Origin of the sequence: Parashewanella spongiae (assembly GCF_004358345.1) — a bacterium.
Taxonomy (GTDB): domain Bacteria; phylum Pseudomonadota; class Gammaproteobacteria; order Enterobacterales; family Shewanellaceae; genus Parashewanella; species Parashewanella spongiae.
The window spans coordinates 5,035,165-5,061,064 of the sequence record NZ_CP037952.1 but is presented as its reverse complement, the minus strand read 5'-3'; the positions used below and the strand labels follow the sequence as shown (position 1 = coordinate 5,061,064).

Here is a 25,900-nt window from a genome sequence, read left to right as displayed (position 1 = left end):
GATGATAGTGTGGTTGAACCTAAAAACATCAGTTGAACGCTGAGTATACGAGTAACTATTTGAGCAATAATAAGATTTTATCATCATGGCTTTCACCCAATGAGTGAAGTGCTTTACGCTCACAAGCTTGCTAAAATGACTGCTATCTGCGTTGTAACTTTTGCAAGTAAAATAACTATTTGCTGCAAGCTACGCCTTATACCAATTACAGTAATTAAATTCCCAGCTCAGAGCTATGTATGTGTTCAAAGTACAAGTGAAATTGATGAAGACATAGTTATTACCGACATACAAAACTGTCGTTATTACATTGCTACGTTGAGACAGTTTTGCGTAGTAATTTGGACACATACAAGCTCCCGAAGGGCAAGACTAAAGGATTCCATTACTACGTTACAAGTTTTTGAATTATCCCGATAGTACTTCAAACTTGCGCCTTGTACTGAAATCCTTTAGCTCTTGCTAAGTGGGAAGTTAATTACTGTAATTGGTATTACTATCAGCCATTTTTTTCTACGCTTGAGAACGCAGTCAACTGATGTTTCTAAGTTGAACGGAATAATCTACATTTCAGGAGCCAACCGTTAAGATCGAATTAACAATTCCATTTATTATGTTCTTTTTGCCCCTAGAATCATCGATTGCTCAAGAAATGAGTTATAATGCCGATGCATAGAGTAATATTCCTGTCATTGAGATCGCTTATGTTACGTATCATTAGCACTGTTATGTTGTTATGTTTAAGTCTCACTGCAAAGGCAGAGCTAGAGGCCGTCGACATATATTCACAAAAGCAATTGTCACAGTTGATCCGTAATAACCAGTATTTGCAACGAGTAAAAGCAGATGATTGCCAGCTTGTGCAAGACATTGAAGCACGAGCTGAAGTATTAAAAGAGCCCTTGTATCAATTTTTATGGGGTGAAATGCTCAATACAGGGACCTGTGTGAACACTGACTTGAAGCGTGGTATGACTTTGGTGGCAGACAGTGCTAAACAAGGTTTAGCTGAGGCCATGTATCGTTTAGCCAGCTACCATGATAAAGGCGAGTTAGTGATACAAAATAAAGACAAGGCAATGAAGTATGCCTTGCCCGCTGCATACAGCGGTTATATTCCGGCACAAATGCTGTTGGTGAAGTTATTTATTGAAGATATCGGTAGCCCTGTAGACTATGAAACAGGTTACCGTTTATTGCATAACAATACTTTTGACTCGCAACATACTAAGCAACAAGCCGAACATTTATTACAGCAATTGGCGACAAAAATGCCCGTCAGTGCTGTTAAACGTGCAGAAAGAGGCTATTGAAGACCTTTTCTGCCATAAAAAATTGGAACATGAATGACAATAGACCCTCATTTTGAGCGTGAACAAGATAAATACGAAAACCCTATCCCAAGTCGTGAGTACATTTTAGCGTACTTAACCAAGCAAACCTCACCGATGACACGTGAAAAAATTGCTACCGCGTTAGACATCACCGATGAAGAACAACTCGAAGGCCTTCGTCGTCGTTTACGTGCAATGGAGCGTGATGGACAGTTAGTGTATACCCGCGGTCACAGTTATGGTTTGCCAGAACGAATGGATTTAATTACCGGCACTGTGTTAGGTCATCGAGATGGTTTTGGCTGGTTTAAGCCAGATGAAGGTGGCGATGATTTGTACATCTCCGCCCGTGATATGCAAATGTACTTTCATGGCGATAAAGTGCTGGCACAAAAAGCGGGATCAGATAAACGTGGCCGCCGTGACGCGCGCATTGTGCGTTTAGTATCAGAGCGAAAAGCGCCGCTGGTTGGTCGCTATTACCTCGATGCAGGAATGGGATTTGTTGTCGCCGATGACAGACGCATCAGCCAAGAAATACTCATACCTAAAGAAGATAAAAATGGTGCGAGACATGGCGATGTAGTCGTGCTCGAACTGACACGCCGTCCTAGCCGTTATATTAAAGCCACTGCGAAAGTTGTTGAAGTACTTGGTCAGCAAATGGCACCGGGTATGGAAATTCAGATCGCGCTGCGTAATTATGATCTGCCTCATGAATGGTCAAGTGTGATTGAAAAAAAATTACGCCGCATTCCTGATGACGTGACTGAAGAGGAAAAGCAAAACCGCGTTGATTTACGCCATTTACCATTAGTGACCATCGATGGTGAAGACGCCAGAGACTTTGACGATGCCGTTTATGCGGAAACTAAAAAAAGTGGTGGCTGGCGCTTGTGGGTCGCGATTGCCGATGTCAGTCATTATGTACGCACCGATTCAGCGTTAGATAAAGAAGCACAATCACGTGGTACATCGGTATATTTCCCATCACAAGTGATCCCAATGCTGCCTGAAAAGCTGTCGAACGGGTTATGTTCATTAAAGCCTAAGGTGGATCGTTTATGTATGGTGACTGAAATGACCATTTCAGCCAATGGTAAGTTATCAGGTTACAAATTCTATCCTGCGGTAATGCATTCCCATGCGCGGTTCACTTATACCCAAGTGGCGGCCATGCTCGAAGGCGCACAAGGGCTGGATGAACACCAAGCTTTACTACCACATTTACAGTGCTTACAGAGCTTATATTTAACCTTAAATGAGCAACGTGCTGTTCGAGGTGCTATTGGTTTTGAGACCCTTGAAACCCAGTTTATTTTTAATGAACAACGTAAAATTGAACGCATCGAACCACGCAGCCGTAATCAAGCACACAAAATCATTGAAGAATGTATGATTTTGGCTAATGTAGCCGCCGCGAAGTTTGTTAAAAAGCATAAAGGTGAAGTGTTATATCGTGTGCATGATTCTCCGTCTGATCAAAAGCTGAGTAACTTTAAAGCCTTTTTAGCCGAACGGGGTTTGACCATGGACGGCGGTAATGAGCCTGATCCAATTGACTATCAGAATTTGATGTTGGAGATAGCAGACAGGCCAGATGCTGAGTTGATCCAAGTGATGTTGCTGCGTTCGATGCGCCAAGCGGTCTATACACCTGACAATAATGGTCACTTTGGTTTAGCCTTAGAGCAATACGCACACTTCACATCGCCCATTCGTCGTTATCCAGACTTGGTATTGCATCGTGTAATTAGGCACTTACTGGCTAAAGAACAAGGCGAAAATAAAGAAAAATGGACACGTGATGGCGGTTATCATTATCAACTCGAAGAGCTGGATGTATTAGCGGAAACCTGTTCGAATTATGAACGCCGCGCCGATGAAGCTACGCGCGATGTCAGTGACTGGCTTAAGTGCGAGTTCATGCAGGATCATGTTGGTGATACCTTCGATGGTGTGATTGCTTCCGTAACTAACTTTGGTTTTTTTGTACGCCTTAACAAGTTGTTTATTGATGGGTTAGTTCATGTATCGACCTTGGCGAGCGATTATTTCCAATTTGATCCGAGTCGACAGCGTTTGATCGGTGAAAGCTCGGGACAAGTTTATCAACTCGGTGATGCAGTCACGGTTAGTGTTGCAGGGGTGAACCTTGATGACAGACAAATTGATTTAGCCATTGTGGGTGATTCAAAATCGAGGCGTAAAAGCGGAGCGCGTAAACCATTAACCGCAAGAGAGCGGGTTAATATTGAAGGTGCTAAGCAGGCTAAGTCAAAAAAGGAATCATCAACAGGTTCTGATAAAGCTAAATACTCACGCAAAGCTAAGGCAACAGATCCGAAAAAGAAAGACTCGGTGAAAAAAACAGCTAAAAATAAAACCCAAACTAACAATACAAAATCAGGAACTGCGAAGAAATCTAAAAGCAGAACTCGCGTGAAAAAACGAACAGTTAAGAAGTAAGATATTACTATGAAAAAACAAGATATGATGTACGGCATTTATGCCGTTGAATCTTTATTAACTCAAGCACCAGAACGTGTACTCGATTTATGGTTGTTGCAAGGTCGGGAAGATGACCGCCTAAAAAAAATTGTTTCGTTAGCTAACAATACTGGCGTTACGGTGCAAAGAGCAGCAAAAAAGACACTTGAAGATAAAGCACAAAGTGGCCAGCACCAAGGTGTTGTGGCACGAGTTAAGCCTGCGAAAGCTCTGACAGAAAACGATCTTGATGTTCTGCTCAAAAAAACAGATAAACCATTTTTACTGATTTTAGATGGGGTAACGGATCCGCATAATTTAGGCGCTTGTTTACGTAATGCTGATGCAGCAGGTGTTCATGGGATCATTATTCCAAAAGATAATTCGGTTACAGTTACCTCAACAGTGAGTAAAGTGGCTTGCGGCGCTGCTGAAATTGTGCCTGTTTTTCAAGTGACAAATCTGGCGCGCACCATGCGTCACATCCAACAAGTTGGTGTTTGGATTATTGGTACGGCGGGCGAAGCCGACAGTGATTTATATCAAGCAGACTTAAAAGGCTCACTGGCTATTGCAATGGGCGCAGAAGGAAAAGGACTACGTCGCCTTACCCGTGAAGCCTGTGATAGTTTAGTCTCCATTCCCATGGCCGGGCAGGTATCAAGTTTGAACGTGTCGGTTGCAACAGGTGTGTGCTTGTTCGAAGCGGTAAGACAAAGATAACTTACGATTTGATTTTAAAAGATAAAAAGGTAGCTGATATAGCTGCCTTTTTGGTAGATGGGAGAGTTATACCAATTTATTTAGGCTTAATATCGCCGCCAACTGATTTTCTAGGTTGAATAATGAATTCTGCATTACTTTTTATTTAATTTAACCGTTATTTACTTAAATTCGCGCACAATGGGAGTACGTAATTTATCTTGTAGAGTATCTTAGGTGTGTACTGCAAACGTGAGTCACGTTGGACCGCTAATTGAATTTTCATCAATTGAAACTTGGCAGTCCTATGAGAAAAAGAGCCATGAGACCTCATTTCATTCTGACTTAATAAAAGCGATGAAAAATGAGTGCATGACTAACTTATGCCTGAGTGTTAATGATTGCTCTGCGCTTATCGAGGCTCTGCTTAGCCTTGAAGAAAATAGAGTTGAGTATGTGCTCGAATGCTGTGAGCGCAAGGATTGGAATGCGGTTGAATTCAAACAAGAAGAGATAGAAAATATTCTTATTGCTTTGTACGTTATGGGGAAAATCAGCAAGTCAATTTACCTTTTTACTACACAAATTGTTTTAACATTCAAACAATTTAATCAATCCGTTATGCCGTCTCAGTACGCCATTGCAACATCTAATGTTGAAGTATTAGATCTCAACCATCCTAGTAACATAGAACACAAAGAACGAGTTTTAGCTTCATCTAGAGGTCAAGCAAGTAAACCTAAATTGCATCAATTCTTGACTGAATATGCGACTGAAGAAGCTCAGGTTATTTGTTGTCAATTAACCGATAAAGAAGCACCATTTTTTATAAGAAATGACAATATGACTTCTCCAAGGGTAAAAAATAGACAACAAAAAACGCCTGAAGAAATAATAGTAAGAGAATCAAAAGAAGCAAGAGACTGTAGGCCAGGAAAACCGAGGCGGTGGGCGAATGTGTTAATTGTTGTAGAAAGTGGGCCGGTGGTATTTGATTTTTATACCAAGCGCTTGTATATCTTATCGGTTTTAACAGTAGAGCGATTGTGTGAGTTACATGGCCATCCTATTGCAATGATGCCAGTGCTAGGAGCTACATCGGCTGAAGATATGAAAGTGATGAGACTTCAGCAACAACACCCTGTATTAGTGTATAACGATCTCGTGGATAACAATCTCACTTGTCCTGATCGTATCTATTGTGATCAGTTATTTGGTTTGCTGCATGATTTGTATCACGCCCAATTACTTAGCACAATTCCAAAGCCTTATCGGAATATGTTTCTCGATCTCGATACCTACTGCTTGCAATTCTTTGGAGTGGCAGACAATAGCCGAGCGATTGAAGGCTTCTCCCTCCTCATAGAAAGTGAGAATCAAGTATTCAAAAATTATTATTATAAGCTGTGTGATCTACTACTCAAGTATTCTAAAGCAACGCCTGCGAGAACATGGTTGACTTTTGATGAGGCGAAAAAATATCTGGAATTGAAGCAATCAATGGAGAAAAAGAGGCCATTTCTTGATCAAGAGTTTACGTTTGACGAAAAACTTGATCCAAATTTCATGGCTGGGCGGTATACTTTTAATCGACTAGAACTTATCCCAATGAACGCCGTCAACTTTATGTTCGTCAATTATTTGCTTTTTCAAAGTTGCTGTCAGCATGCCATTGAAAACCAAGCGTTACCTTGTAATAGCTTGTTTGAATCCTCAATTGAAAAGTTTATCGCTCACTTTGGTTTTAGAAAGGGGGCTAAAATTATCTTCAGTGACTTAAAGTTTGCCATGTTATTCTGGCAACATACCGCCAAGATGATTCACGAATCCAATTGTGAAAGTGGACCAAATCATTTTTGTAAAATCGGCTATAAAGCAAAAATAAGAAGGCAAGTGCGGACTTCTGTTGATAAGGAAGCACTAAAGGATACTCAGGCTAAATTACAAAGAAGAGCGTCTTTTAGCTAAAAAGTGGTGTATTTAAAAACAGAATATCATTCTTCAACCTAAATAAATCGGTTGGGAGCGTTCATATACGCAGAAAAAATTACTGATAGTAATACCAATTACAGTAACTTATCTCTCACTCAGCAAGAGCTAAAGGGTTTCAGTGCAAGGCACAAGCTCGAAGTACTATATTCCCTACGGCCGCCATACAAAGCTGGCGTTCAACGCACTTCGTGCTTTTGTCAGGATAATTCAAGTGTTTGTAACGCAGTAATGGAACCCTTTAGCCATGCCCTTCGGGAGCTTGTATGTACTCAAATTACTTCTCAAAATTGTCTTGACGTAGCAATGTAATAACGACAGTTGTGTATGTCGGTAACAACTATGTCTTCATCAATTTCGATTGCACTTTTAGTACATACATAGCTCTGAGTTGAGCATTTAATTACTGTAATTGGTAGTAAGGCATGAATAGCAGCAAGTAGTGGTTACCGACATACAAAACTGTCGTTACTTCGTTTCTACTTGAAAAATTTATAACGCCGCTAGCGGTGATTTTGGCAAGTGTATGAATGTTCAGCACTCACCTGATGGGTGAATTCGGGTTGTTTAATTTTGTATTTAACCGATTTATTTAGGTTCAACATCAATTAAAGCGATAAGCGGTAGCCAATCAGCTATCCTTTGAATTATCCCGAGAATAAATCTGTTTAATTTTTTAACGCCAAAGAGTGCCTCCTATGCCATCTAATGTTCAGTATGACCCACGGCTCTATAATGAAGATTTGGCTCCGATATCAGGGAAACAGCGCCAATCGTGGAATTGGTACAATATTTTTGCTTTTTGGATGGCTGATATTCACAGTGTTGGCGGTTATATCTTTGCGGCCAGCCTTTTTACATTGGGTATGGAGCCATGGCTGGTATTTGTTGGCTTAATAACCAGTGTAGTGGTGGTGATGAAGCTCACTAACTTGATGGCGAAACCCAGTCAAAAATCTGGTATACCGTTTCCTGTAGTTTGCCGATTGGCATTCGGAGTGCTAGGCGCCAATATTCCCGCAATGATCAGAGGCATTGTGGCTACTGTGTGGTACGGAATTCAAACCTATTTAGCGTCCGTGTCACTACAAATCATGTTATTGCATGTTGCACCTCAATTATCGAAATATACTGAAGGAACTTTGTTTGCTGGTTTACATTCGCTAGGTTGGATGTGTTTTATCGTTATTTGGTTACTGCAAATGATTTTATTTTGGCGTGGTATTGAAACCATTAAGCGCTTCGTGGATTTTGCTGGACCTGCGGTTTACGCCGTAATGCTATTACTAGTGTACTGGATAGTGACACAAGCAGGTTGGGAGAATATTGATTTTAACTTAGCATCCAAAAATTTGTCGGCAGGTCAGCAATGTTGGCAATTAGTCATATCCGTATCTCTCGTCGTGTCTTATTTTTTGCCAGTTATCCTTAATTTTGGCGATTTTGCTCGGTATGCCACTAGTTTTCGTGACATATTAAAAGGCAATTTGCTGGGTATTTTGGTCAATTTTGTGTTTTTTTCCGTCATAACAGTGGTTATCACAGCTGGGACAATACCGGTATTTGGGCAATTAATTCTTGATCCATTGGAAACCGTGGCACGTATCGATTCTTTTACTGCTGTGCTTTTTGGTGCTTTGACCTTTATAACGGCCACCTTAGGAATTAATATCGTGGCCAATTTTGTTTCAAGTGCTTTTGACTTTTCTAATTTACAGCCAAACCGATTAAATTTAAAAACAGCTGGAATGATCACTGCTTTATTATCAGCATGTGTCACTCCTTGGAATCTATTTAATAATCCACAAATTATTCATTACACGATAGATTTACTTGCCGCCTTTATGGGGCCGGTTTTGGGCATTGTTATCACTGATTTCTATTTGATAAAAAAACAACGTATTGTTATAGCTGAACTGTATCATTGCGAACAAGACGGAAAGTACTGGTATTTTCATGGGTTTAATCGAACGGCAATATTATCTTTGTCTATAGCGGCCTTGATCAGCATTTTATTTGTGCTGTTACCTGAGTTTGCTGAAAAATCCCAGTGGCATGGTTTGATGGTTGATTTGTCGAACTTCAGTGGGATTTTCGGTGCTATGTTAGCCAGTGCGTGCTACAAATGGTTATCAACTAAGCCTTCAAAAGCATAGGGGGGTGGTGTTTTTTCCAATGCTCTGCGATGTCAATTCTTCGGGTTACCCAAATATCTTGATACTGATTGATATAATTGATAAATCGAGCTAATGATGCTGTTCTCGCTGGACGTCCAGTGATCCGGCAATGTAAGCCAATGTTAAGCAACTTGGCGGCTTTAGGATTAGCTAGAGCTTCAGAATAGAGTTGATCGAAGGCATCTTTAAGATAGAAAAAAAACTGATCGCCACAATTGAACCCTTGAGAAGTGCAAAATCGCATGTCGTTCGTATCTAGAGTATAGGGAATTATCAAGTGTGGTTTGTCATAATCGTAGCACCAGTATGGCAAATCATCGGCATAGGAGTCAGAGTCATAAGCCAAATCAGTTTGCTCAAGAACCAAACTTCGAGTATTTGGGCTTATGCGGCCAGTGTACCAACCTTGAGGAAATACACCCGTTAGCTTTCGGTGTCCATTTAGGGCTTGTGTGATGTGTTCACGTTCAGTGGCTTTATCCATAAATTGATAATCAACCCATTTTAATCCATGGCAAGCAATTTCCCAGTTGGCTTTCTGCATGGCCTCTATCACGTCGTGGTTTTTTTGCAGTGCTGTTGTGACGGCAAACACTGTGGCGGGTAATTGATGTTGAGTGAAAATACGGAGAAGGCGCCAGAACCCTGCTCGACTCCCATACTCATAAAGTGATTCCATGTTCATGTTTCGCATACCAATAATTGGTTGTGCGTTTACGATTTCAGATAAAAAGGCTTCTGACGCCTTGTCACCATTGAGTATGCAGTTTTCACCACCTTCTTCGTAGTTAATCACAAATTGCACAGCAAGCTTAGCCTTGTTAGGCCACTTGGGATCTATGCTGGTGGCACCATAACCTTTCATATCGCGATCTTGAATCATATTCAGATACTTATGTGAAGAGTTCAATTTATGAATTTAGGCCATTATACCTAGAGGAACTGCAGTAACTTAGAATTGTTAGTGTGAACCTTATTGCATTAGAAATAAGGTGGCTAGCCCTAGAAACGAAAATAATCCAATCACATCCGTAACTGTGGTGAGTAGCATGCCACCGGCTAATGCGGGATCGATATTGAATTTTTTGAGCACAATAGGAATCACTGCACCGGATAAACCTGCTACGGTCATGTTGATTAACATCGCGCCGGCAATCAAGCTCGCAAGTAATATGTCACCTCGCCACATCCAAACAGATCCAAAAACAATAGCAGCCCAAAAAACGCCGTTAAGAAAGCCAATGGCTAGCTCTTTGCCTATTAGCCAGCGGGAGTTACTCTTACCTATATGACCGAGGGCAATCCCTCTAATTACAAGGGCAAGAGTTTGGTTCCCTGCGACGCCTCCCATACTGGGGACAATGGTCATTAAAATTGCTAAAGTGGCAAATTCTTCGATGGTGCCTTCAAACATGTTGCTGACAGAAGCCGCTAAAAATGCCGAAAAAAGATTGATAATAAGCCACATTGAACGCCGAAAACTACTTTTTAGTACAGGGCCGAAGGTGTCGGCATCATCTTCCATGCCGGCCATTCCCATCATGGAATGCTCGGCGTCTTCACGAATGATGTCAACAACGTCATCAATGGTGATACGACCAAGGAGCTTGCCGTTATCGGAAATTACAGGCGCTGAAATCCAATCGTGTCGTTCAAATAATTGCGCGACATCGGTGTCTTCCATCATGACAGGAATACCTTCGAGATCGAGGTTCATAACCGCTTTAACCGAAAGGTTAGGATCGCAAGTCAGTAAATCAGAAAGGGCGATGCCACCCAAGAACGCGTCTTTTCGATCAACCACATAAAGGGTATCTGTGGCTTCAGGTAGGCTACCACGACTTCGAAGGTACCTGAGAATCACGTCAATGGTTACATCAGGGCGGATCGTGACGGTATCGTTATTCATGATACTGCCAGCGGTGTCTTCTGGGTATGAGAGTGCGTGTTCGACTCTAAGTCGATCTTGGCTACTCATAGATTGTAGAACTTGTTGATAAATGCTGTCTGGCAGGCTTCTAAGTACGTAAGCGAGATCGTCCGTATCCATTCCTGCGGTTGCTTTAGCAACACGCTCTGGAGACATATTCATGATAAACGAGTCTTTTAGCTCCTCACCTAACTCCTCAAGGATGCTACCAGCTTGGTTGTGCTCGATTAATTGCCACAATACTTCACGGGTTTTTGGGGGGGATGACTCAAGGATCAAAGCGACATCAGAGGCTGGCATATCATGTAGCATGTGTCTGACGTGGACAAACATCCCACTATTTAATGCTTCGTTAAGTTGAAAGAGGCGTTGCTCAGTGAGTTCGTTATCGAGTGCTTCTACTGGCATGTGTCGTCTCCTTCTTGGCTGATTTATCCTATCATTTTATCTGTCATAAAGCGCTACTCCTGATGCTTTTATGCTATGGGTAATTTTAACTGATAAATCAAATTTTGCGTTTTTTACGAGATTTAATTGAATCGAGAAGGTTAAATTAACTCCAAGGCAGGTTATGGAAATAGTGATTAACTGGCTTCATCAAAGCAATCATTGATCAATTGACAAACCGAAGCTAATGCCGCTTTTGCATCTTTACCTTCTGCAATTACTGTGATGGTTTTCCCCATGCCGGTTTCTAGCATCAACAAGCCAAGTACACTGGATGCTGAAGCGGTTTTATCACCTTGTTTGAGCGTAACATTGGCATCAAACTCAGCGGCCAATACCGCAAGTTTCGTGGCTGCTCTGGCATGTAAACCAAGTTTATTGCAGATCGTTACTTGACGCTCAAGCTGTGCCATTATCCAGTTCCCTATGATGAGCTTTGACATTATGTTTACTGGATTGTAGGTATTTAACTAATTGTTCGGTGACATAAACGGAGCGATGTTGACCTCCTGTACAGCCGATAGCAATTGTCAAATAGCTGCGGTTATTGCGTTCAAGGTGTGGAAGCCAAGTATCAAGTAAGTTGGCTATTTGCCAGACAAATTTGCTGACGAGTGGCTGACATTGAAAAAACTCTTGAACAGGCATGTCCAATCCAGTCAATGGGCGTAATTCAGCTTCCCAATGGGGGTTAGGTAAAAAACGTACATCAAACATGAAGTCGGCGTCGGTCGGCATACCGTGTTTAAAGCCAAAAGATTCGACATTAATGGCCAGTTCTTTTTCGACTCGGCCTAATAAGATCTCTCTGACTTTATCACTCAATTGATAGATATTGAGCTGAGAAGTATCGATAAAGTGATCCATTAATTTTGACATAGGGCTGAGAAGCTCGCCCTCTAACTGAATCGCTTGAGGTAATGTCACTTCATTTTTCGAAAGTGGGTGTAAGCGCCGAGTTTCACTGTAACGTTTTAACAAAATATCATCGCTTGAGCTGAGATAGAAACTGGTCATTTCTAGCTCAGATAATTGGTCTAATTGCTGTGACAGTACTTTGTCTTGCTCAGGCATGTTTCGCACATCAACACTGATGGCTACGAAATCGTTACTGGGTTTGAGTTCATTAATTAAATCACCGAGCAAAGGAACGGGAAGATTGTCGACACAATAATATCCCATGTCCTCTAAGACCCGTAAAGCAACGGATTTTCCTGAGCCACTTCGACCGGAAACAATGACCAGCTTCATTGCGTTATCACCTGGTAGAGTTCTTGTTCATCGTGGATACGACGTAACTGTTTTAAGGTTTGCTTGTCACTGAGTTTTTCAGCAACGGCTGACAATGTGGTTAAATGCTGCTGGCATTGATCAGATGGCACCAATAAAGCAAACAAAATATCAACGGGTTGCTTATCAATGGCTTCAAATTGAACTGGCTGTTCACATTTGATAAGTGCGGCAATCGGAGTATCAATACTGTCTAATCGACCATGTGGTATTGCAATGCCATTACCGATACCTGTACTGCCCATTTTTTCTCGGCTCAATAGGCTTTCGAATATTTCTTGGCCTGATAAATCAGGGTACTGAGCGGCAATTAAATCGCTGATCAGCTCTAATACTTTCTTTTTGCTACCAGGTGTTGCACAAGTTGTGCATTCTGGTTTCAGGATGATTTTAAGTTCCATCATCAATAGTTAGTCAGCTTTTGTTTGTGTTTAATCACTTGTCTATCCAGTTTATCAAGTAAGGTATCAATCGCCGCATACATCTCAACGTGTTGTGATTTGGCATATACTTCTTTTCCTCTGAGCAAAATGGTTGCTTCAGCGGTTTGATTGGTTTTTTGTACGTTTAAAACAACGCGCACATTATTGATCTGTTCACTATGACGTTCAAGTTTTGCAAACTTATTGCTGACGTATTCTCTAAGTGATTGAGTGACTTCACGTTCCTGCCCAGTAATATTAATTTGCATATCCATTGCCTCCTGCTTGTGTTTTTTAAGTCATTACAAACTCTTGCGCTGATTTGATGGTGGTATTAGCATTGCTTCTCGGTATTTGGCTATTGTGCGCCTTGCAACATTAATTCCTTGTTCTGCCAGTAATTGCGCCATTTTATTATCGCTCAATGGCTTCTTTTGATTCTCAGCAGCAACTAATTTTTTAATGAATGCCCTGATGGCCGTTGATGAACATTCACCGCCATCGTCGGTCGCGACATGGCTAGAGAAAAAGTACTTAAGCTCAAAAACACCTCTTGGGGTATGCATGAACTTTTGTGTCGTTACCCGAGATATCGTCGACTCATGCATTTCTACTTCTTCTGCCACGTCATTGAGGATCATGGCTTTCATGGCTTCAGGGCCATGCTCAAGAAAAGCTTGCTGATTTTTAACGATGCAATTGGATACCTTTAATAAGGTATCATTACGACTCTCTATACTTTTTATAAACCATTTTGCATCTTGCAGGTGCCCACGTAAAAACTGTCCATCAGCATTGCCGCGACTTGTTTTAGCAAGCGCAGCATATTGTTGGTTAACCCCTACTTTTGGCATATTGTTGGGGTTAAGCTCTACGTGCCAGCGACCACTTTTTTTGGTTACTGATACATCCGGTATCACATAATCATCCGTCGTTTGACCAATGGATAAGCCCGGTCTAGGGTCTAAAGTTTGAATAAGTGCTATCGCCTCTTTTAGCTGAGCTTCTTTAAGCTTAGTTTTTTTCATCAGAGTTCGAAAGTCACGAGTAGCAATCAAGGGTAAAAATTCATGGGCTAACTGTTTTGTGACTTCTAGTAATGGTGTTTCGGGATCAATATGAGAAAGCTGAATTGATAAACATTCACTGATGTCTCTGGCGCCTACACCGATAGGATCGAAGTGCTGAACCCGTTTTAATACCGCTTCTACCTCGTCGAGTTCTACTTCTGGATCTCCCATTGCTTCAAGAATATCTTCGGTGGTTTGGGTTAAGTAACCACGTTCGTCAATGGCTTCGATAATGGTAGTGGCGATGGCAGCATCAATGTCAGTGAAAGGTGTGAGGTTTTTTTGCCATTCTAAATGTTCAAATAAACCGTGGCTGGTTGCTCCATGAAATGGCGTGTCATCATCAGAAATCATAGCACCAGAGCTTGAGTTTGGTGCAGCGGTATACACTTCATCCCACGTGGTGTCGACGGGCAGCTCTTCTGGCATTGAGTCTTGAGTCATGGCATCGGAGGTGTCAACGGCAGCGGTTTCTACTGGAGTAGAATCTTCGCTGGTGTCATGGCTATCTGTATTAAGGTTTTCACTGGTGTCGGTATCACCAAATTGTTCTTCATCGAGTTCTAATAGTGGGTTTGACTCAAGAGCTTGTTGGATTTCTTGCTGCAACTCTAACGACGACAACTGCAATAAGCGAATGGCTTGTTGCAGTTGAGGCGTCATGGTTAGACTTTGTCCCAACTTGAGCTGGAGTGACGCTTTCATGTTACCGCTATTCCCTTATTGTTATTTTTTCGTAAAAAACGTTGGCTTCATGCCTTAACTATAACGTGAATTGTTCGCCTAAGTACACTGCTCTGACTTGCTGATTATCTAATATTTCTTCCGGCGTGCCTTCGGCGATTAAGTTACCGTGACTGACAATATAAGCACGTTCACAAACATCCAGTGTTTCCCGCACATTGTGATCAGTGATTAATACGCCCAAACCGCGATCACGCAACTGTTCGATAATTTTTTTGATATCAATCACTGAAATAGGGTCAACACCGGCAAATGGTTCATCCAATAAAATGAACTGAGGATTAGCCGCCAAAGCGCGTGCAATTTCAACACGGCGGCGTTCACCACCAGACAATGACATGCCTAGATTGTCTCGAATGTGAGTAATGTGGAATTCTTCGAGCAAGTGTTCAAGTTGCTCTGAACGTTCGTTGACGCTTAAGTCTTTACGAGTTTGCAATACCGCCATGATGTTATCAAATACCGACAACTTTCTGAAAATACTGGCCTCTTGCGGTAAGTAACCTATGCCTTTGCGAGCGCGTAGGTGCATAGGGTCAAGGGTTAAATTGTCATCATCGATCAGGATTTCACCGAGATCGCTTTTTACCAGACCAACAACCATGTAGAAAGTGGTGGTTTTACCTGCACCATTGGGCCCGAGTAACCCAACGATTTGACCCGTTGAAATCGTTAAACTGACATCTTTAACGACTTGACGATTTTTATAACTTTTGGCGAGATGTTTGGCTGTTAAGGTTTTCTGAGTCATTGTTTTTTCTCAGTTTGAGCTTTTTTTTTGTCTTTCTCTTGCTTATTCAGCTTTTGGTAGTTGTCAGCAGGAATAACCGTTCTAACTCGGCTGTTACCATCTGAAGAGCTTTCTGCAATAGCGTGTTGATTTTCAATGTTATAACGAATGACTTCAGCGGTCCACTTGCTACCACCCACATCTAAAATGGCATTTCCGGATAGCACTAACGTACCCGTTTTTTTATCGTAACGAATTTTTTTTGCACTCGCCGTACCCTGTTGACCGTCATCCAATATTTGAAAAAATGTAGCAGGATTTCCTAAAACAGTTAAAATTTTATTGCCATTTTGTTTATCATTAAAAGCATTCAACTCTTCAGCGTTAATTTTGATTGTGCCTTGAGTGATTTTGACATTGCCTTTATAAAAAATAAGGTTATTTTGAAAATCGGCTTCAGAATGATCCGCGTCAATTTCAATGATTTGATTGATGTCGTCCAGTTTAGCTATCGAAGGTGTTGCTAATAGGCAACACATAATAGCCATTAATATTTTACTTTGCTTCATAAGTTCCTGTTACCTGACTGTTCAAACGGATGGTCTGAGCATTTTTATCAGCAAACATGCCTTTCCCCTGACTATTAAAACTGTTTCCTTTGATGTATACCATTTCTTCGGTTGTCATGGTTTTTGTTATCAAATCCATTTCTAAGGCGTTGGTATTGACACTTTGTAGCGGCTCTTGAAGATCAACGGCTTGTAATGTGACATCGCCTTGCAAGTATACCTTGCCCATGTCCTTCTGAAACTGTCCTTTTTCGGCAGTTATCCGCCATGGACTGGTTCTATCAGTACCGTATACGATGTATACTGGTTGTGTAAATAATGTCACATTATTATCTTGGTAATGCTCCATGTGCTTAGCTGTAACTCGGCTGCTTATCAGGCCTTGTTCATTGAACTCTGCACTGCGCAGATCTGTGGCAACATAGTCTGGCTGTTCAACACTTGGGAGATTATTTTCTTTTTGGCTTTGTTTTACTTGCACTTGCCAATATAAATACAAGGCGGTGCCAAAAAATAAAACAATCGCTATCGTAACGCGATTCATACACTCATGCCTTGTGCTGATTCAAACAATCCCTGACTTTGCAGTATTAAATCCGTTAATTCCCTCACCGCGCCGTGGCCACCTTTCGTGTACGTGATCATGTCTGTGTGTTTTTTCACATAAGGATGCCCGTCAGCGACACAAACCGACAAACCGACATGCTGCATAACGGGTAAATCAACCATGTCATCGCCAATATAAGCGACTTGCTCAGCCGTTAACTTAAGTTCGGAAAGTAAGGCTTCAAAGGGGACTAACTTATTGTCGACACCTTGGTAAATTCGGTTTACGCCCAGCGCTGCCATTCTTTTTTCAAGCAGCTTTGATTTTCGTCCAGTGATCACCGCTAATTCAAAACCAGCATTGAGTAGCGACTTCACCCCGAATCCATCTCGAGTGTGAAAGGCTTTGAGCTCTTCACCGCTATTACTCAAATAAATTCGACCATCTGAAAACACACCGTCTACGTCGAAAATAACCAGCTTAATCTGGCTGGCTTTTTTCCAAACATCATTGGAAATCGGGCCGTATAAACTCTCTCTTGTCGTATTTGCCAATTTTAGATAACTCCCGATTTCACCATGTCTAACATGTTAAGCGCGCCAACCGGACATTGTGCTTCATCAACAACAATCAGTCCATTGATGTTTTTTTGTTCCATAACTTTTAATGCTTCAGCCGCCAAAACATCTTCATGGGTCGTAATGCAATTTGGTGTCATTACTTGAGATATCTTAGTGGTACTTAAGTTCACTTCAGCGTCGATGATACGACGTAAATCACCATCGGTGAATACGCCTAATAGCTTGTTGTCGTTATCTATTATGGCCGCCATCCCTAGACCTTTACGTGACACTTCGTATAAGGCCTCAGTAATTAAGGTGTCTTCATAGACCAAAGGTAGCTGAACGCCTTTGTGCATGATGTCACTGACTTTTAAGAGTAATTTACGACCCAACATGCCACCCGGGTGAGAAAGGGCGAAATCATCTTTCGTGAAACCACGAGCTTGCAACAGAGCCACGGCTAAGGCATCGCCCATTACCAGTGTTGCTGTGGTGCTAGATGTTGGCGCTAACCCAAGTGGACAAGCTTCTTCGGGTACTTGAATACACAAATGGATTTTGGCGTGGGTTGCCATTGTTGAAGTGGGAACACCTGTGATGGAAATGAATGGAATGCCCATTCTTTTTATTACAGGGATTAAAGTAAGAATTTCAGAAGATTCACCAGAATTTGAAATCGCAATAACAATATCATTTTTAGATAATACCCCAAGATCCCCATGACTGGCTTCTCCGGGATGAACAAATACCGCTGGTGTGCCTGTACTGGCTAAGGTTGCAGCAATTTTGTTGCCGATATGGCCAGATTTGCCCATCCCCATGACAATGACTTTGCCAGAGCATTGTAATATTAGCTTGCAGGCGTCTTCAAATTCGTCAGAATTTACATATTGATACAAATTGTCCAATGCCGCTTTTTCAATATCGATTACTTTACTGCCCCATTTTTGGAGCTGGGTTTTATCGGCCATATTTGTCTCTTAATACGCGGCGTCTATTAGCGGAGCTAACAGATCCTAGATCTAATAAACAGTATTTTCGCTGGTATTGACATAAATTGAAAGTATCTTAATCAATAGTCGTCATTCTCTCAGGTGTTATGACTCCTATTATCAATGAAAGTGCTTACTTGTACTGGACTTACGGTTTATTTTTATTCTTGAACTGAGCTGATAAGCGCTCTTTAATAATCTTTTTTGTCGCTTTCATTATCAAACAATGAACTCACGCCGAATTAATCTGTCTTCATTGATTACAGTTATACATTTACGTACAATTAATGACTTTCTCGATTACAGTAGGCGCGGTTAACTTACTGATTATATAAGGCCCGGCATGGAACAAGATACTCCAACACTGGTAGAAGTTCGCAATATGAGCTTTAGCCGTGGCTCACGTGTTATTTTCGACAATATCAATCTTACGATCCCCACAGGTAAAGTCACGGCCATTATGGGCCCCAGTGGTATTGGCAAAACAACATTATTAAAATTGATGGGCGGCCAACTTACACCTGACTCAGGTCAGGTACTCTTCGATGGTCAAGATATCCATCAAATCAGTCGTAATGAATTATTTCAGTTGAGACAGCGTATGAGCATGTTGTTTCAAAGTGGTGCGTTATTTACGGACATGAACGTCAGTGATAACGTCGGTTTTGCCTTGCGTGAACACTCAAAGCTACCAGAATCGATCATTAAAAAGATTGTGTCGATGAAGCTTGAAGCGGTTGGATTACGAGGCGCAGGTCAATTGATGCCCAATGAGCTTTCAGGTGGGATGCAGCGCCGTGCCGCTTTAGCTCGTGCCATCGCTTTAGAGCCTGAACTGGTGATGTACGATGAACCCTTTGCGGGGCAAGATCCGATTGCGATGGGCGTACTCGTTAAATTAATTAAAGAGTTATCTGACTCATTAAACTTAACCTCCGTTGTTGTGTCTCATGATGTAACCGAAGTATTAAGTATTGCCGATTACGTTTTTGTTGTGGCCGATAAAACTGTGATTGCCCAAGGCACTCCGGACGAGCTTCAACAGTCTGATAATCCGCAGCTACGCCAGTTTATGGGAGGCGAGCCTGATGGCCCTGTCCCGTTCCATTTTCCGGCAGAAAGTTATGCAAAGGAGTTAATACGTGAGCATTTTTGATCGAATCGCATCATTGGGTCGTAGCGGTATTGAAATGATCACCAATCTCGGTAATGCAGGGTTGATGTTGTGGGGGGCAATTGCCCATTGGCCACGATTCAAAAAAGGCACACCGATGTTGATCAAACAGCTTTATGTTGTTGGGGTTCAATCACTTGTCATCATTACGATTTCAGGTTTATTTATCGGCATGGTATTAGCCTTGCAAGGCTACACCATTTTGGTTGGATTTGGCACAGAGCAAAGTTTAGGGCCCATGGTGGCGTTAAGCTTACTGCGTGAGTTAGGTCCTGTGGTGACGGCGCTATTGTTTGCTGGTCGAGCGGGCTCAGCATTAACGGCTGAAATCGGGTTAATGAAAAGCACAGAGCAACTTTCAAGCCTAGAGATGATGGCGATAGATCCACTGCGACACATTATCGCTCCTCGATTTTGGGCTGGCTTTATTAGCATGCCTTTATTGGCACTTATTTTTACCGCTGTCGGCATTTATGGCGGATATTTGGTTGGAGTGGAGTGGAAAGGCATTGATAACGGGGCGTTCTGGTCTATATTGCAAGCATCGGTTGAATGGCGACAAGACATCGTTAACTGCTTAATAAAAAGTGGTATTTTTGCCATTGTTGTGACGTGGATTGCGTTATATCGCGGCTATAAGGTAATACCAAATCCTGAAGGGATCAGCCGAGCGACTACGCAAACCGTTGTACAAGCAAGTTTGGCCGTTTTAGCACTTGATTTCTTATTAACGGCGCTGATGTTTGGCAATTAATGCCAAATAATAATTATTTAATATGACGAACAATGGAATCTGTTCGTTTTTATGAGTTTATTGAACTGTGGTAGGCCTATATGTTGACACGTAAAATTGAATTTTTAGTTGGGATGTTTTTATTATCGGGTTTGGTGGCTTTTCTGGTTTTAGTCTTTAATGTCGCCAATGTTAAAGTTAGCTCAGGTGACGATACATATAGCCTTAGCGCGCATTTTAGTAATGTTGGTGGTTTGAAAGTACGTTCGCCGGTAAAAGTGGGTGGCGTGGTGGTGGGTCGAGTGAGTGACATTCACCTCGATCCTGAGAAATTAGATGCCATTGTGACCATTCAAATCGACAAAACTTATGATCAATTCCCTGAAACCAGTAGCGTAGCTATTCAAACATCTGGTTTGCTTGGGGAGCAATTTCTTGGATTAACGCCGGGTTTTGTTGACGATGACATTGCGATGCTTACCGATGGTGACAAAATCGAAGATACACACTCAGCGTTGGTTTTAGAAGATTTGATAGGCCAGTTTCTATACAGCACAGGCAAAAAAGATTAGGAGTTTAAGATGTTAAAATTGATGGCTCGTGTTTTATTACCACTGACCATGCTATTAAGCTGTGGACAAGTGATTGCAGCCAGTGCTGTAAATACGCAAGATCCTTATCAAATGATTGAACAAGCGGCGAAGAAAACCTTTGCGCGCTTTGATGCGGATCAATCGAAAATTAAGGCTGATCCTAATCATTTGAAAATTATCATAGAGCAAGAATTATTGCCTTACATTGATTACAAGTACGCCGCTTATAAAGTGCTTGGTAAGTATTTGAATAAAACTACAAAAGCACAACGTGCCGCTTTCGCTCAAGCGTTTCGCGGTTACTTAGTCAGTACTTATGCGTCAGCATTTACGGCTTATACACATCAGAAAGTCAGTTTCGCTCCCGCGAAAAAATTTGATGATGAGAAATTTGTCAATGTTGCGGTACAGGTCATTGAAGCAGGACGACCGCCAATTAAACTCTCTTTTAAAGTGCGCCGATTGATGACGGGCAAACGTAAGGACAAAAAACCAAGAGTTGGCGATCAATGGAAAGCGATAGATTTAGTAGCTGAAGGTATCAGTTTATTACAATCTAAACAGTCTGAAATTGGTGGTTTAGTTCAAAAAGAAGGTATTGAATCAGTCATTAACATGCTAAACGAACGTGCTAAAGCGAGCGTTGAAGCCCAGAAAGCGAGCAGTAAGTAATGGCTGAGTTCCAAAACTACAACAATTATTGCAAAGTGACAGGGCGGCTAGCACGCCAAGATGTTGTGACGCTTTGGCCCAAGCAAGATACTTTGCTTGCGGCTGAAGTTGAGTTGATGGATTTGTCAGCACTGGAGTTTATAGACAGTTCAGGCATTGCTTTTTTGTTTCATCTCGTAGAGCAACAGCAGCAAGCCAACAAGCCATTGAAATTAATTAATCCCGCCGAACAGTTACAACCGCTAATAGCTCTGTATAATCTACAAACATTATTTAGCGAAGCTTAGCCAATCCTGACTTCATTTTTAAGGTAGTACATCAGATGGAATGCAAACAAGTAGAAGATATCCTGCGCGAAAAACTTGACGTAGAAGAGCTGTTTGTTAGCTCAGAGGGCACTCATTATAAAATTATTGCTGTTGCTGATTTTTTTGGTGAACTATCGCCAGTGAAACGGCAACAAGCTATTTATGCTCCATTAAATGAGCATATTGCCAGCGGCGCACTGCACGCATTAACAATCAAGACCTTCACTCCCGAGCAGTGGAAACGTGAAAAAATCTTTAATATGCCAGCATAATTAATAATAGAGAATTGATGTGGATAAACTGACCATACAAGCCAGTGCACCCTTAGCTGGCAATGTTGTTATATCGGGTGCTAAGAATGCGGCCTTACCGATTTTGATGGCGGGCGTATTAGCTGAGACTGATTTTTTTGTTTCGAATGTTCCTGAATTAAGAGATGTGAAAACGAGTTGTAAGTTACTGCAATGCCTCGGTGCTGAAGTTACTCATAATGAAGATGGCCAAGTTCGGATCTCAACCAAAAACCTAGATCATTTTTGTGCGCCTTATGAATTAGTGAAAACCATGCGTGCATCCATATTGATCTTAGGGCCACTACTAGCTCGCTATGGCACAGCCGATGTATCGCTTCCTGGTGGTTGTGCCATTGGTGCAAGACCTGTGAATCTTCATTTGCATGGTTTGGAACTAATGGGTGCGAAAATTGACGTTGAAGACGGTTACATCAAAGCTCGTGTCGATGGCCGCTTGAAAGGTGCGCATATCTTTATGGATACCGTCAGTGTTGGAGCGACGGAAAACTTATTGATGGCGGCTTCATTGGCTGACGGAGAAACTGTCATCGAAAACGCTGCCAGAGAGCCTGAGGTTACCGATCTTGCCAATTGCCTTGTGACGATGGGCGCAAAAATTTCTGGTATTGGTACCGCTAAGTTAGTTATTGAAGGTGTTGAAAAGCTGAGTGGTTGTGAATATCGGGTTATGCCAGATCGCATTGAAACCGGTACCTTCCTTGTCGCAGCGGCGATCACTCGTGGACGGATCCGATGTTTAGATGCAGATCCAGCCTCATTAGAGTCGGTCACTGTTAAGCTTGAAGAAGCAGGTGCACAGATCACTAAAGGTAAAGATTGGATAGAGCTTGATATGCACGGGCGCCGTCCCAAAGCCGTTAATATTCGTACCGCGGTGTATCCGGGTTTTCCAACGGACATGCAAGCTCAGTTTTGCGTAATGAATGCACTGGCTGAAGGCAGCAGTACCATTACTGAAACCATTTTTGAAAATCGATTCATGCATGTGCCTGAGCTGATCCGAATGGGAGCTAGCATGGAGCTTGAGGGTCACACTTGTATCATTCATGGAATTGAAAGCTTGAAGGCTGCTCCAGTAATGGCGACAGATCTGAGAGCGTCTGCCAGTTTAGTGATTGCGGGTTTGATGGCTGAAGGGACTACACTGGTTGATCGTATTTATCACCTTGATCGCGGTTACGAGCACATTGAAGATAAGTTTAAAAAGCTCGGTGGCGAAGTGGTTCGAGTAAAATAACCAGATATTAGGGTCTGTTGATCTTTCGTGATTGTTTTTGCAGCGATAAATTGGTTATTTTATGCAAGGCAGAGTTTGTGAGGTTTGGTTATTATCGACATACAAAACTGTCGTTACTTCGTTTCCAAATAAGAAAACGATAACGCAGCACCTTTGATTTAGAAAGAGCGACCAATTTACGCTCTCTCTTTTCTCGATGCTTTTGAGCATTCACTGTTCTGTGTTGTGACCAGCTCACTTAGATGGCTAAGCATCACTGTTCACGCCTTGAACAGATAAATGCTCAAATAGCACAAAATTTAATCCTGAAAGATCAACAGACCCTAGTTCAAGTTAAAACTCTGTCGATATCTTGAGCCCTACGCTCATAATACCAATTACAGTAATTAAATTCCCAGCTCAGAGCTATGTATGTGTTCAAAGTACAAGTGAAATTGATGAAGACATAGTTATTACCGACATACAAAACTGTCGTTATAACATTGCTACGTTGAGACAGTTTTGCGTAGTAATTTGGACACATACAAGCTCCCGAAGGGCAAGGCTAAAGGATTCCATTACTAGGTTACAAGTTTTTGAATTATCCCGACAAAAGCACGAAGTGCGTTGAACGCCAGCTTTGTATGGCGGCCGTTAGGGTATATAGTACTTCAAACTTGCGCCTTGTACTGAAATCCTTTAGCTCTTGCTGAGTGGGAAGTTAATTACTGTAATTGGTATAATATCGACATTTTTTAAGTCAAAAACCCTGTATCTTACAATTTACCACCTTCGATATAATTATATAATTTTTCAGCATTTCCATATTCAGTCTGAATATGAGACGGTTCCTCCTGCTACACTCATTGAAAGTATAAACATAAGGCACTGTTATGGATCACTTCTTATGGTGTGTTGTTGGAGCAGGGCCTGCTGGCATAGCTGCTGTGGGTAAATTATTAGATGCTGGTATCGAAAGCGATAGAATCGCGTGGGTTGATCCGTACTTTCAAGTGGGTGATTTCCAAAAAAAATGGCATCGTGTAGTGGGCAATACGCAAGTTAAAAGTTTTGTTAATTACCTCGCTCATTGCAGAAGCTTCAACTACGCTCAGGCACCGAAGTTTATACTTAGCACATTTAATCCTGAAATAAGTTGTAGACTTGAACATATCGCTGAACCTTTACAATGGATCACCTCGAATTTCAGGAAAAAAGTTAAAGATCTTACCGCTTCCGTTAAAGCTCTTTCAATGCATAATCATCAGTGGCATGTCGAATTAAGCAACCAAACCATAACCGCTGATAATGTTGTATTGGCACACGGTGCTGAGCCAAAGAATCTCACTTTTGATAAACCTAATATTGCACTCGATGTTGCTTTGAATGATGAAAAACTAATGCGACTTGATCTCAAAGATCAGATTATAGGCGTATTTGGTTCGTCGCATTCTGCAATGGTGGTGCTTGAAAACTTATTAAATTGTAACGCAAAGAAAGTTATCAATTTTTATCGTAACCCATTGAAGTATGCCGTGTATTTAGATGATTTTATCTTGTTTGATAACACAGGGCTTAAAGATGGCGCAGCCAATTGGGCGAGAAAACACATTGACGGATCGTTACCCGCAAATTTACAAAGAGTGCACTGTACTGGAGATACTGAACCAAAGGAAATGGCAGAGTGCACAAAAGTTATTTATGCGATAGGTTTTGAGAAAAGGAAAAATATAAATATTAGGCCTTTTGGGCATAATCTGGAACATAACGATACCAATGGCATCATTGCTTCGGGATTATTTGGGCTTGGCATTGCCTACCCATGCCGCGTTGTTGATCCCCTTGGTAATGTTGAATACGATGTCGGTTTAGGAAAATTCATGTGCTTTTTAGATCGCGTGATGCCAGTTTGGATGAAGTATAAAGCGTGACTTGCCTGTTATATTTTTATTCAACTACTTCTTTCTTTTGCTTTTAGCCGGCCTAGTACCATTTGATCACCAGCTGGGGGTTTTCTCTGGGTTTTTATCCAAAACATCTTTCAAAATAGCGACTAAATCGTGTGAGACTAAACCATCTATATGCTCATGTAAGCTATTATCAATATTATTCCTTAAAGCATCCAATACAAAATCGATACCACTCATTCTTGCTAGTTTTGCGGCTGGAACAAAGTCACTATCACCAGCAATTAAAATAATTTTATCAACAAGTTTATTTTGTGAAATCGTAGCAATATCGACTCCTAACTTTATGTCTACACCTTTTTGACGCATACCATAATAAAAATCATCATTTGTTAAATCACCAAATGTTCGATGTCCCTTTAGTATTTAATTTAAAGCTCGATCAGAAAGCTTCCATTGCTTATCATGCTTTATGGATCCCAATCTAAGGGCAAATTTTCTCTGCTTTTTTATTTCTGTAAGTATATCATTTCTATGCTTAGTTTCAGGCAACTTTGAAAAATCAAGAACGCGAGGATTTGTTTCACCTTCGTTAATAAGAGGGTAATGCACCCTAATATTTAAAGGCGGTGAATCATAATAAAAAACTCTATACAAATGTTGATATACATTGGAATTGAAATCATTGAGATGACGTTTTATGCAAATATTAAGCACCTGAACAACTTGCTTTGGTTCTAATTCGGCTTGTGTAGGAAAGTATTTTTTCTTAAAAAATTCTAAACGCTTCAAGAAAAAAGAGGCATCAACTAAAACCGCAACTCTCATATCCATAAGTGTATATCCCTTAAAAACAAAAAACCCACGGGAAAGGCATAGTCATTAAATAAAAAACCATGCGAAGCCGTGGGTGCTATGTGAAGATTATTTGCCATTTTGACTTAGCAGTCAATAAAAAGTTGACTGCTAAGTCAATTTAACTCTCTA

Annotated in this window: 27 protein-coding genes; 13 read left to right on the top strand and 14 right to left on the bottom strand. The window is 41.4% G+C overall.

Annotated features, from left to right (window positions below):
• Positions 1–704 precede the first annotated feature (704 nt).
• The 5 genes from E2I05_RS20040 (at position 705) to E2I05_RS20020 (ending at position 8,671) form a co-directional block, all read left to right on the top strand.
• The gene (locus tag E2I05_RS20040; RefSeq protein ID WP_121852657.1) at positions 705–1,313 is read left to right on the top strand and encodes a tetratricopeptide repeat protein; all 609 of its coding nucleotides are present in this window, start codon (positions 705–707) and stop codon (positions 1,311–1,313) included.
• Positions 1,314–1,346: 33 nt separating this feature from the next.
• Positions 1,347–3,803 (top strand): ribonuclease R, encoded by a 2,457-nt coding sequence (gene rnr, locus E2I05_RS20035; protein ID WP_121852656.1) that lies wholly within the window; start codon positions 1,347–1,349, stop codon positions 3,801–3,803.
• A gap of 9 nt (positions 3,804–3,812) precedes the next feature.
• Positions 3,813–4,547, top strand: coding sequence for a 23S rRNA (guanosine(2251)-2'-O)-methyltransferase RlmB (gene rlmB, locus E2I05_RS20030; protein ID WP_121852655.1), 735 nt, complete (start codon positions 3,813–3,815; stop codon positions 4,545–4,547).
• Positions 4,548–4,778: 231 nt separating this feature from the next.
• Positions 4,779–6,494 (top strand): hypothetical protein, encoded by a 1,716-nt coding sequence (locus E2I05_RS20025; protein ID WP_121852654.1) that lies wholly within the window; start codon positions 4,779–4,781, stop codon positions 6,492–6,494.
• A 719-nt stretch (positions 6,495–7,213) separates the two neighbouring features.
• Entirely contained in the window at positions 7,214–8,671 is a 1,458-nt protein-coding gene (locus tag E2I05_RS20020; RefSeq protein ID WP_121852653.1) for an NCS1 family nucleobase:cation symporter-1, read from the top strand.
• On the opposite strand, the gene puuE is transcribed toward E2I05_RS20020, so the two are convergent.
• The 12 genes from puuE to E2I05_RS19960 all read right to left on the bottom strand — a co-directional run bounded on the left by puuE (position 8,652) and on the right by E2I05_RS19960 (position 17,975).
• The gene (puuE, locus tag E2I05_RS20015; RefSeq protein WP_121852652.1) at positions 8,652–9,575 is read right to left on the bottom strand and encodes an allantoinase PuuE; all 924 of its coding nucleotides are present in this window, start codon (positions 9,573–9,575) and stop codon (positions 8,652–8,654) included. The two genes, E2I05_RS20020 and puuE, sit on opposite strands and share 20 nt — an antisense overlap.
• Positions 9,576–9,665: 90 nt before the next feature.
• Positions 9,666–11,030 carry a magnesium transporter gene (gene mgtE / locus E2I05_RS20010; RefSeq protein WP_121852651.1) on the bottom strand — a complete coding sequence of 455 codons (1,365 nt, stop codon included), beginning with the start codon at positions 11,028–11,030 and terminating at the stop codon, positions 9,666–9,668.
• A 176-nt stretch (positions 11,031–11,206) separates the two neighbouring features.
• On the bottom strand, positions 11,207–11,482 hold the full coding sequence (locus E2I05_RS20005; protein ID WP_121852650.1) for an HPr family phosphocarrier protein: 276 nt from the start codon (positions 11,480–11,482) through the stop codon (positions 11,207–11,209).
• Positions 11,469–12,320 carry an RNase adapter RapZ gene (gene rapZ, locus E2I05_RS20000; protein WP_121852649.1) on the bottom strand — a complete coding sequence of 284 codons (852 nt, stop codon included), beginning with the start codon at positions 12,318–12,320 and terminating at the stop codon, positions 11,469–11,471. The genes E2I05_RS20005 and rapZ overlap by 14 nt, the downstream gene beginning before the upstream one ends.
• Entirely contained in the window at positions 12,317–12,760 is a 444-nt protein-coding gene (gene ptsN / locus E2I05_RS19995) for a PTS IIA-like nitrogen regulatory protein PtsN (protein WP_121852672.1), read from the bottom strand. Before ptsN ends, rapZ begins: the two co-directional genes overlap by 4 nt.
• 2 nt (positions 12,761–12,762) lie before the next feature.
• Positions 12,763–13,050, bottom strand: coding sequence for a ribosome hibernation-promoting factor, HPF/YfiA family (gene hpf / locus E2I05_RS19990; RefSeq protein WP_121852671.1), 288 nt, complete (start codon positions 13,048–13,050; stop codon positions 12,763–12,765).
• 33 nt (positions 13,051–13,083) lie between these two features.
• Positions 13,084–14,556: an RNA polymerase factor sigma-54 gene (locus E2I05_RS19985; RefSeq protein WP_121852648.1), complete on the bottom strand. Its 1,473-nt coding sequence runs from the start codon at positions 14,554–14,556 to the stop codon at positions 13,084–13,086.
• Between the two features lie 58 nt (positions 14,557–14,614).
• Positions 14,615–15,346, bottom strand: coding sequence for an LPS export ABC transporter ATP-binding protein (lptB, locus tag E2I05_RS19980; RefSeq protein ID WP_121852647.1), 732 nt, complete (start codon positions 15,344–15,346; stop codon positions 14,615–14,617).
• Positions 15,343–15,894 (bottom strand): lipopolysaccharide transport periplasmic protein LptA, encoded by a 552-nt coding sequence (gene lptA, locus E2I05_RS19975; protein ID WP_121852646.1) that lies wholly within the window; start codon positions 15,892–15,894, stop codon positions 15,343–15,345. The genes lptB and lptA overlap by 4 nt, the downstream gene beginning before the upstream one ends.
• Complete coding sequence (gene lptC, locus E2I05_RS19970; protein ID WP_121852645.1) at positions 15,881–16,438, bottom strand: LPS export ABC transporter periplasmic protein LptC; 558 nt, start codon at positions 16,436–16,438, stop codon at positions 15,881–15,883. Before lptC ends, lptA begins: the two co-directional genes overlap by 14 nt.
• On the bottom strand, positions 16,435–16,995 hold the full coding sequence (kdsC, locus tag E2I05_RS19965) for a 3-deoxy-manno-octulosonate-8-phosphatase KdsC (protein WP_121852644.1): 561 nt from the start codon (positions 16,993–16,995) through the stop codon (positions 16,435–16,437). Before kdsC ends, lptC begins: the two co-directional genes overlap by 4 nt.
• Before the next feature lie 2 nt (positions 16,996–16,997).
• On the bottom strand, positions 16,998–17,975 hold the full coding sequence (locus E2I05_RS19960; protein ID WP_121852643.1) for a KpsF/GutQ family sugar-phosphate isomerase: 978 nt from the start codon (positions 17,973–17,975) through the stop codon (positions 16,998–17,000).
• Positions 17,976–18,339: 364 nt separating this feature from the next.
• Here E2I05_RS19960 and mlaF point away from each other — a divergent pair, with 364 nt between their 5' ends.
• The 8 genes from mlaF (at position 18,340) to E2I05_RS19920 (ending at position 24,937) form a co-directional block, all read left to right on the top strand.
• Positions 18,340–19,152 carry a phospholipid ABC transporter ATP-binding protein MlaF gene (gene mlaF, locus E2I05_RS19955; protein ID WP_121852642.1) on the top strand — a complete coding sequence of 271 codons (813 nt, stop codon included), beginning with the start codon at positions 18,340–18,342 and terminating at the stop codon, positions 19,150–19,152.
• Positions 19,139–19,924 carry a lipid asymmetry maintenance ABC transporter permease subunit MlaE gene (gene mlaE, locus E2I05_RS19950; protein ID WP_121852641.1) on the top strand — a complete coding sequence of 262 codons (786 nt, stop codon included), beginning with the start codon at positions 19,139–19,141 and terminating at the stop codon, positions 19,922–19,924. The genes mlaF and mlaE overlap by 14 nt, the downstream gene beginning before the upstream one ends.
• A gap of 80 nt (positions 19,925–20,004) precedes the next feature.
• Positions 20,005–20,475, top strand: coding sequence for an outer membrane lipid asymmetry maintenance protein MlaD (mlaD, locus tag E2I05_RS19945; protein WP_121852640.1), 471 nt, complete (start codon positions 20,005–20,007; stop codon positions 20,473–20,475).
• Positions 20,476–20,484: 9 nt separating this feature from the next.
• Positions 20,485–21,168 (top strand): MlaC/ttg2D family ABC transporter substrate-binding protein, encoded by a 684-nt coding sequence (locus E2I05_RS19940; protein WP_121852639.1) that lies wholly within the window; start codon positions 20,485–20,487, stop codon positions 21,166–21,168.
• Positions 21,168–21,455, top strand: a complete 288-nt coding sequence (locus tag E2I05_RS19935; RefSeq protein ID WP_121852638.1) for an STAS domain-containing protein — start codon at positions 21,168–21,170, stop codon at positions 21,453–21,455. The genes E2I05_RS19940 and E2I05_RS19935 overlap by 1 nt, the downstream gene beginning before the upstream one ends.
• 35 nt (positions 21,456–21,490) lie before the next feature.
• Complete coding sequence (locus tag E2I05_RS19930) at positions 21,491–21,748, top strand: BolA family protein (RefSeq protein ID WP_121852637.1); 258 nt, start codon at positions 21,491–21,493, stop codon at positions 21,746–21,748.
• A gap of 19 nt (positions 21,749–21,767) precedes the next feature.
• Positions 21,768–23,027, top strand: coding sequence for a UDP-N-acetylglucosamine 1-carboxyvinyltransferase (gene murA / locus E2I05_RS19925; protein WP_121852636.1), 1,260 nt, complete (start codon positions 21,768–21,770; stop codon positions 23,025–23,027).
• An 872-nt stretch (positions 23,028–23,899) separates the two neighbouring features.
• A complete protein-coding gene (locus E2I05_RS19920) occupies positions 23,900–24,937 on the top strand; it encodes an FAD-dependent oxidoreductase (RefSeq protein ID WP_121852635.1) in 1,038 nt (345 codons plus the stop codon).
• A 66-nt stretch (positions 24,938–25,003) separates the two neighbouring features.
• On the opposite strand, the gene E2I05_RS19915 is transcribed toward E2I05_RS19920, so the two are convergent.
• Complete coding sequence (locus tag E2I05_RS19915; protein ID WP_121852634.1) at positions 25,004–25,282, bottom strand: NYN domain-containing protein; 279 nt, start codon at positions 25,280–25,282, stop codon at positions 25,004–25,006.
• A gap of 57 nt (positions 25,283–25,339) precedes the next feature.
• Positions 25,340–25,747 (bottom strand): hypothetical protein, encoded by a 408-nt coding sequence (locus E2I05_RS19910; RefSeq protein ID WP_121852633.1) that lies wholly within the window; start codon positions 25,745–25,747, stop codon positions 25,340–25,342.
• Positions 25,748–25,900: the final 153 nt, after the last annotated feature.

Excerpts from the sequence above, each read along its gene's own strand:
- lptA (WP_121852646.1), bottom strand. The coding sequence starts at position 15,894 with ATGAAGCAAAGTAAAATATTAATGGCTATTATGTGTTGCCTATTAGCA.
- E2I05_RS19960 (WP_121852643.1), bottom strand. The coding sequence starts at position 17,975 with ATGGCCGATAAAACCCAGCTCCAAAAATGGGGCAGTAAAGTAATCGAT.
- E2I05_RS19935 (WP_121852638.1), top strand. The coding sequence starts at position 21,168 with ATGGCTGAGTTCCAAAACTACAACAATTATTGCAAAGTGACAGGGCGG.
- lptB (WP_121852647.1), bottom strand. The coding sequence starts at position 15,346 with ATGACTCAGAAAACCTTAACAGCCAAACATCTCGCCAAAAGTTATAAA.
- E2I05_RS19910 (WP_121852633.1), bottom strand. The coding sequence starts at position 25,747 with ATGGATATGAGAGTTGCGGTTTTAGTTGATGCCTCTTTTTTCTTGAAG.
- lptC (WP_121852645.1), bottom strand. The coding sequence starts at position 16,438 with ATGAATCGCGTTACGATAGCGATTGTTTTATTTTTTGGCACCGCCTTG.
- mgtE (WP_121852651.1), bottom strand. The coding sequence starts at position 11,030 with ATGCCAGTAGAAGCACTCGATAACGAACTCACTGAGCAACGCCTCTTT.
- E2I05_RS20020 (WP_121852653.1), top strand. The coding sequence starts at position 7,214 with ATGCCATCTAATGTTCAGTATGACCCACGGCTCTATAATGAAGATTTG.
- E2I05_RS19985 (WP_121852648.1), bottom strand. The coding sequence starts at position 14,556 with ATGAAAGCGTCACTCCAGCTCAAGTTGGGACAAAGTCTAACCATGACG.
- E2I05_RS19915 (WP_121852634.1), bottom strand. The coding sequence starts at position 25,282 with ATGCGTCAAAAAGGTGTAGACATAAAGTTAGGAGTCGATATTGCTACG.
- mlaF (WP_121852642.1), top strand. The coding sequence starts at position 18,340 with ATGGAACAAGATACTCCAACACTGGTAGAAGTTCGCAATATGAGCTTT.
- E2I05_RS19940 (WP_121852639.1), top strand. The coding sequence starts at position 20,485 with ATGTTAAAATTGATGGCTCGTGTTTTATTACCACTGACCATGCTATTA.
- ptsN (WP_121852672.1), bottom strand. The coding sequence starts at position 12,760 with ATGGAACTTAAAATCATCCTGAAACCAGAATGCACAACTTGTGCAACA.
- E2I05_RS19920 (WP_121852635.1), top strand. The coding sequence starts at position 23,900 with ATGGATCACTTCTTATGGTGTGTTGTTGGAGCAGGGCCTGCTGGCATA.
- E2I05_RS19930 (WP_121852637.1), top strand. The coding sequence starts at position 21,491 with ATGGAATGCAAACAAGTAGAAGATATCCTGCGCGAAAAACTTGACGTA.
- E2I05_RS20005 (WP_121852650.1), bottom strand. The coding sequence starts at position 11,482 with ATGGCACAGCTTGAGCGTCAAGTAACGATCTGCAATAAACTTGGTTTA.
- rlmB (WP_121852655.1), top strand. The coding sequence starts at position 3,813 with ATGAAAAAACAAGATATGATGTACGGCATTTATGCCGTTGAATCTTTA.
- mlaD (WP_121852640.1), top strand. The coding sequence starts at position 20,005 with ATGTTGACACGTAAAATTGAATTTTTAGTTGGGATGTTTTTATTATCG.
- rapZ (WP_121852649.1), bottom strand. The coding sequence starts at position 12,320 with ATGAAGCTGGTCATTGTTTCCGGTCGAAGTGGCTCAGGAAAATCCGTT.
- rnr (WP_121852656.1), top strand. The coding sequence starts at position 1,347 with ATGACAATAGACCCTCATTTTGAGCGTGAACAAGATAAATACGAAAAC.
- puuE (WP_121852652.1), bottom strand. The coding sequence starts at position 9,575 with ATGATTCAAGATCGCGATATGAAAGGTTATGGTGCCACCAGCATAGAT.
- hpf (WP_121852671.1), bottom strand. The coding sequence starts at position 13,050 with ATGCAAATTAATATTACTGGGCAGGAACGTGAAGTCACTCAATCACTT.
- E2I05_RS20040 (WP_121852657.1), top strand. The coding sequence starts at position 705 with ATGTTACGTATCATTAGCACTGTTATGTTGTTATGTTTAAGTCTCACT.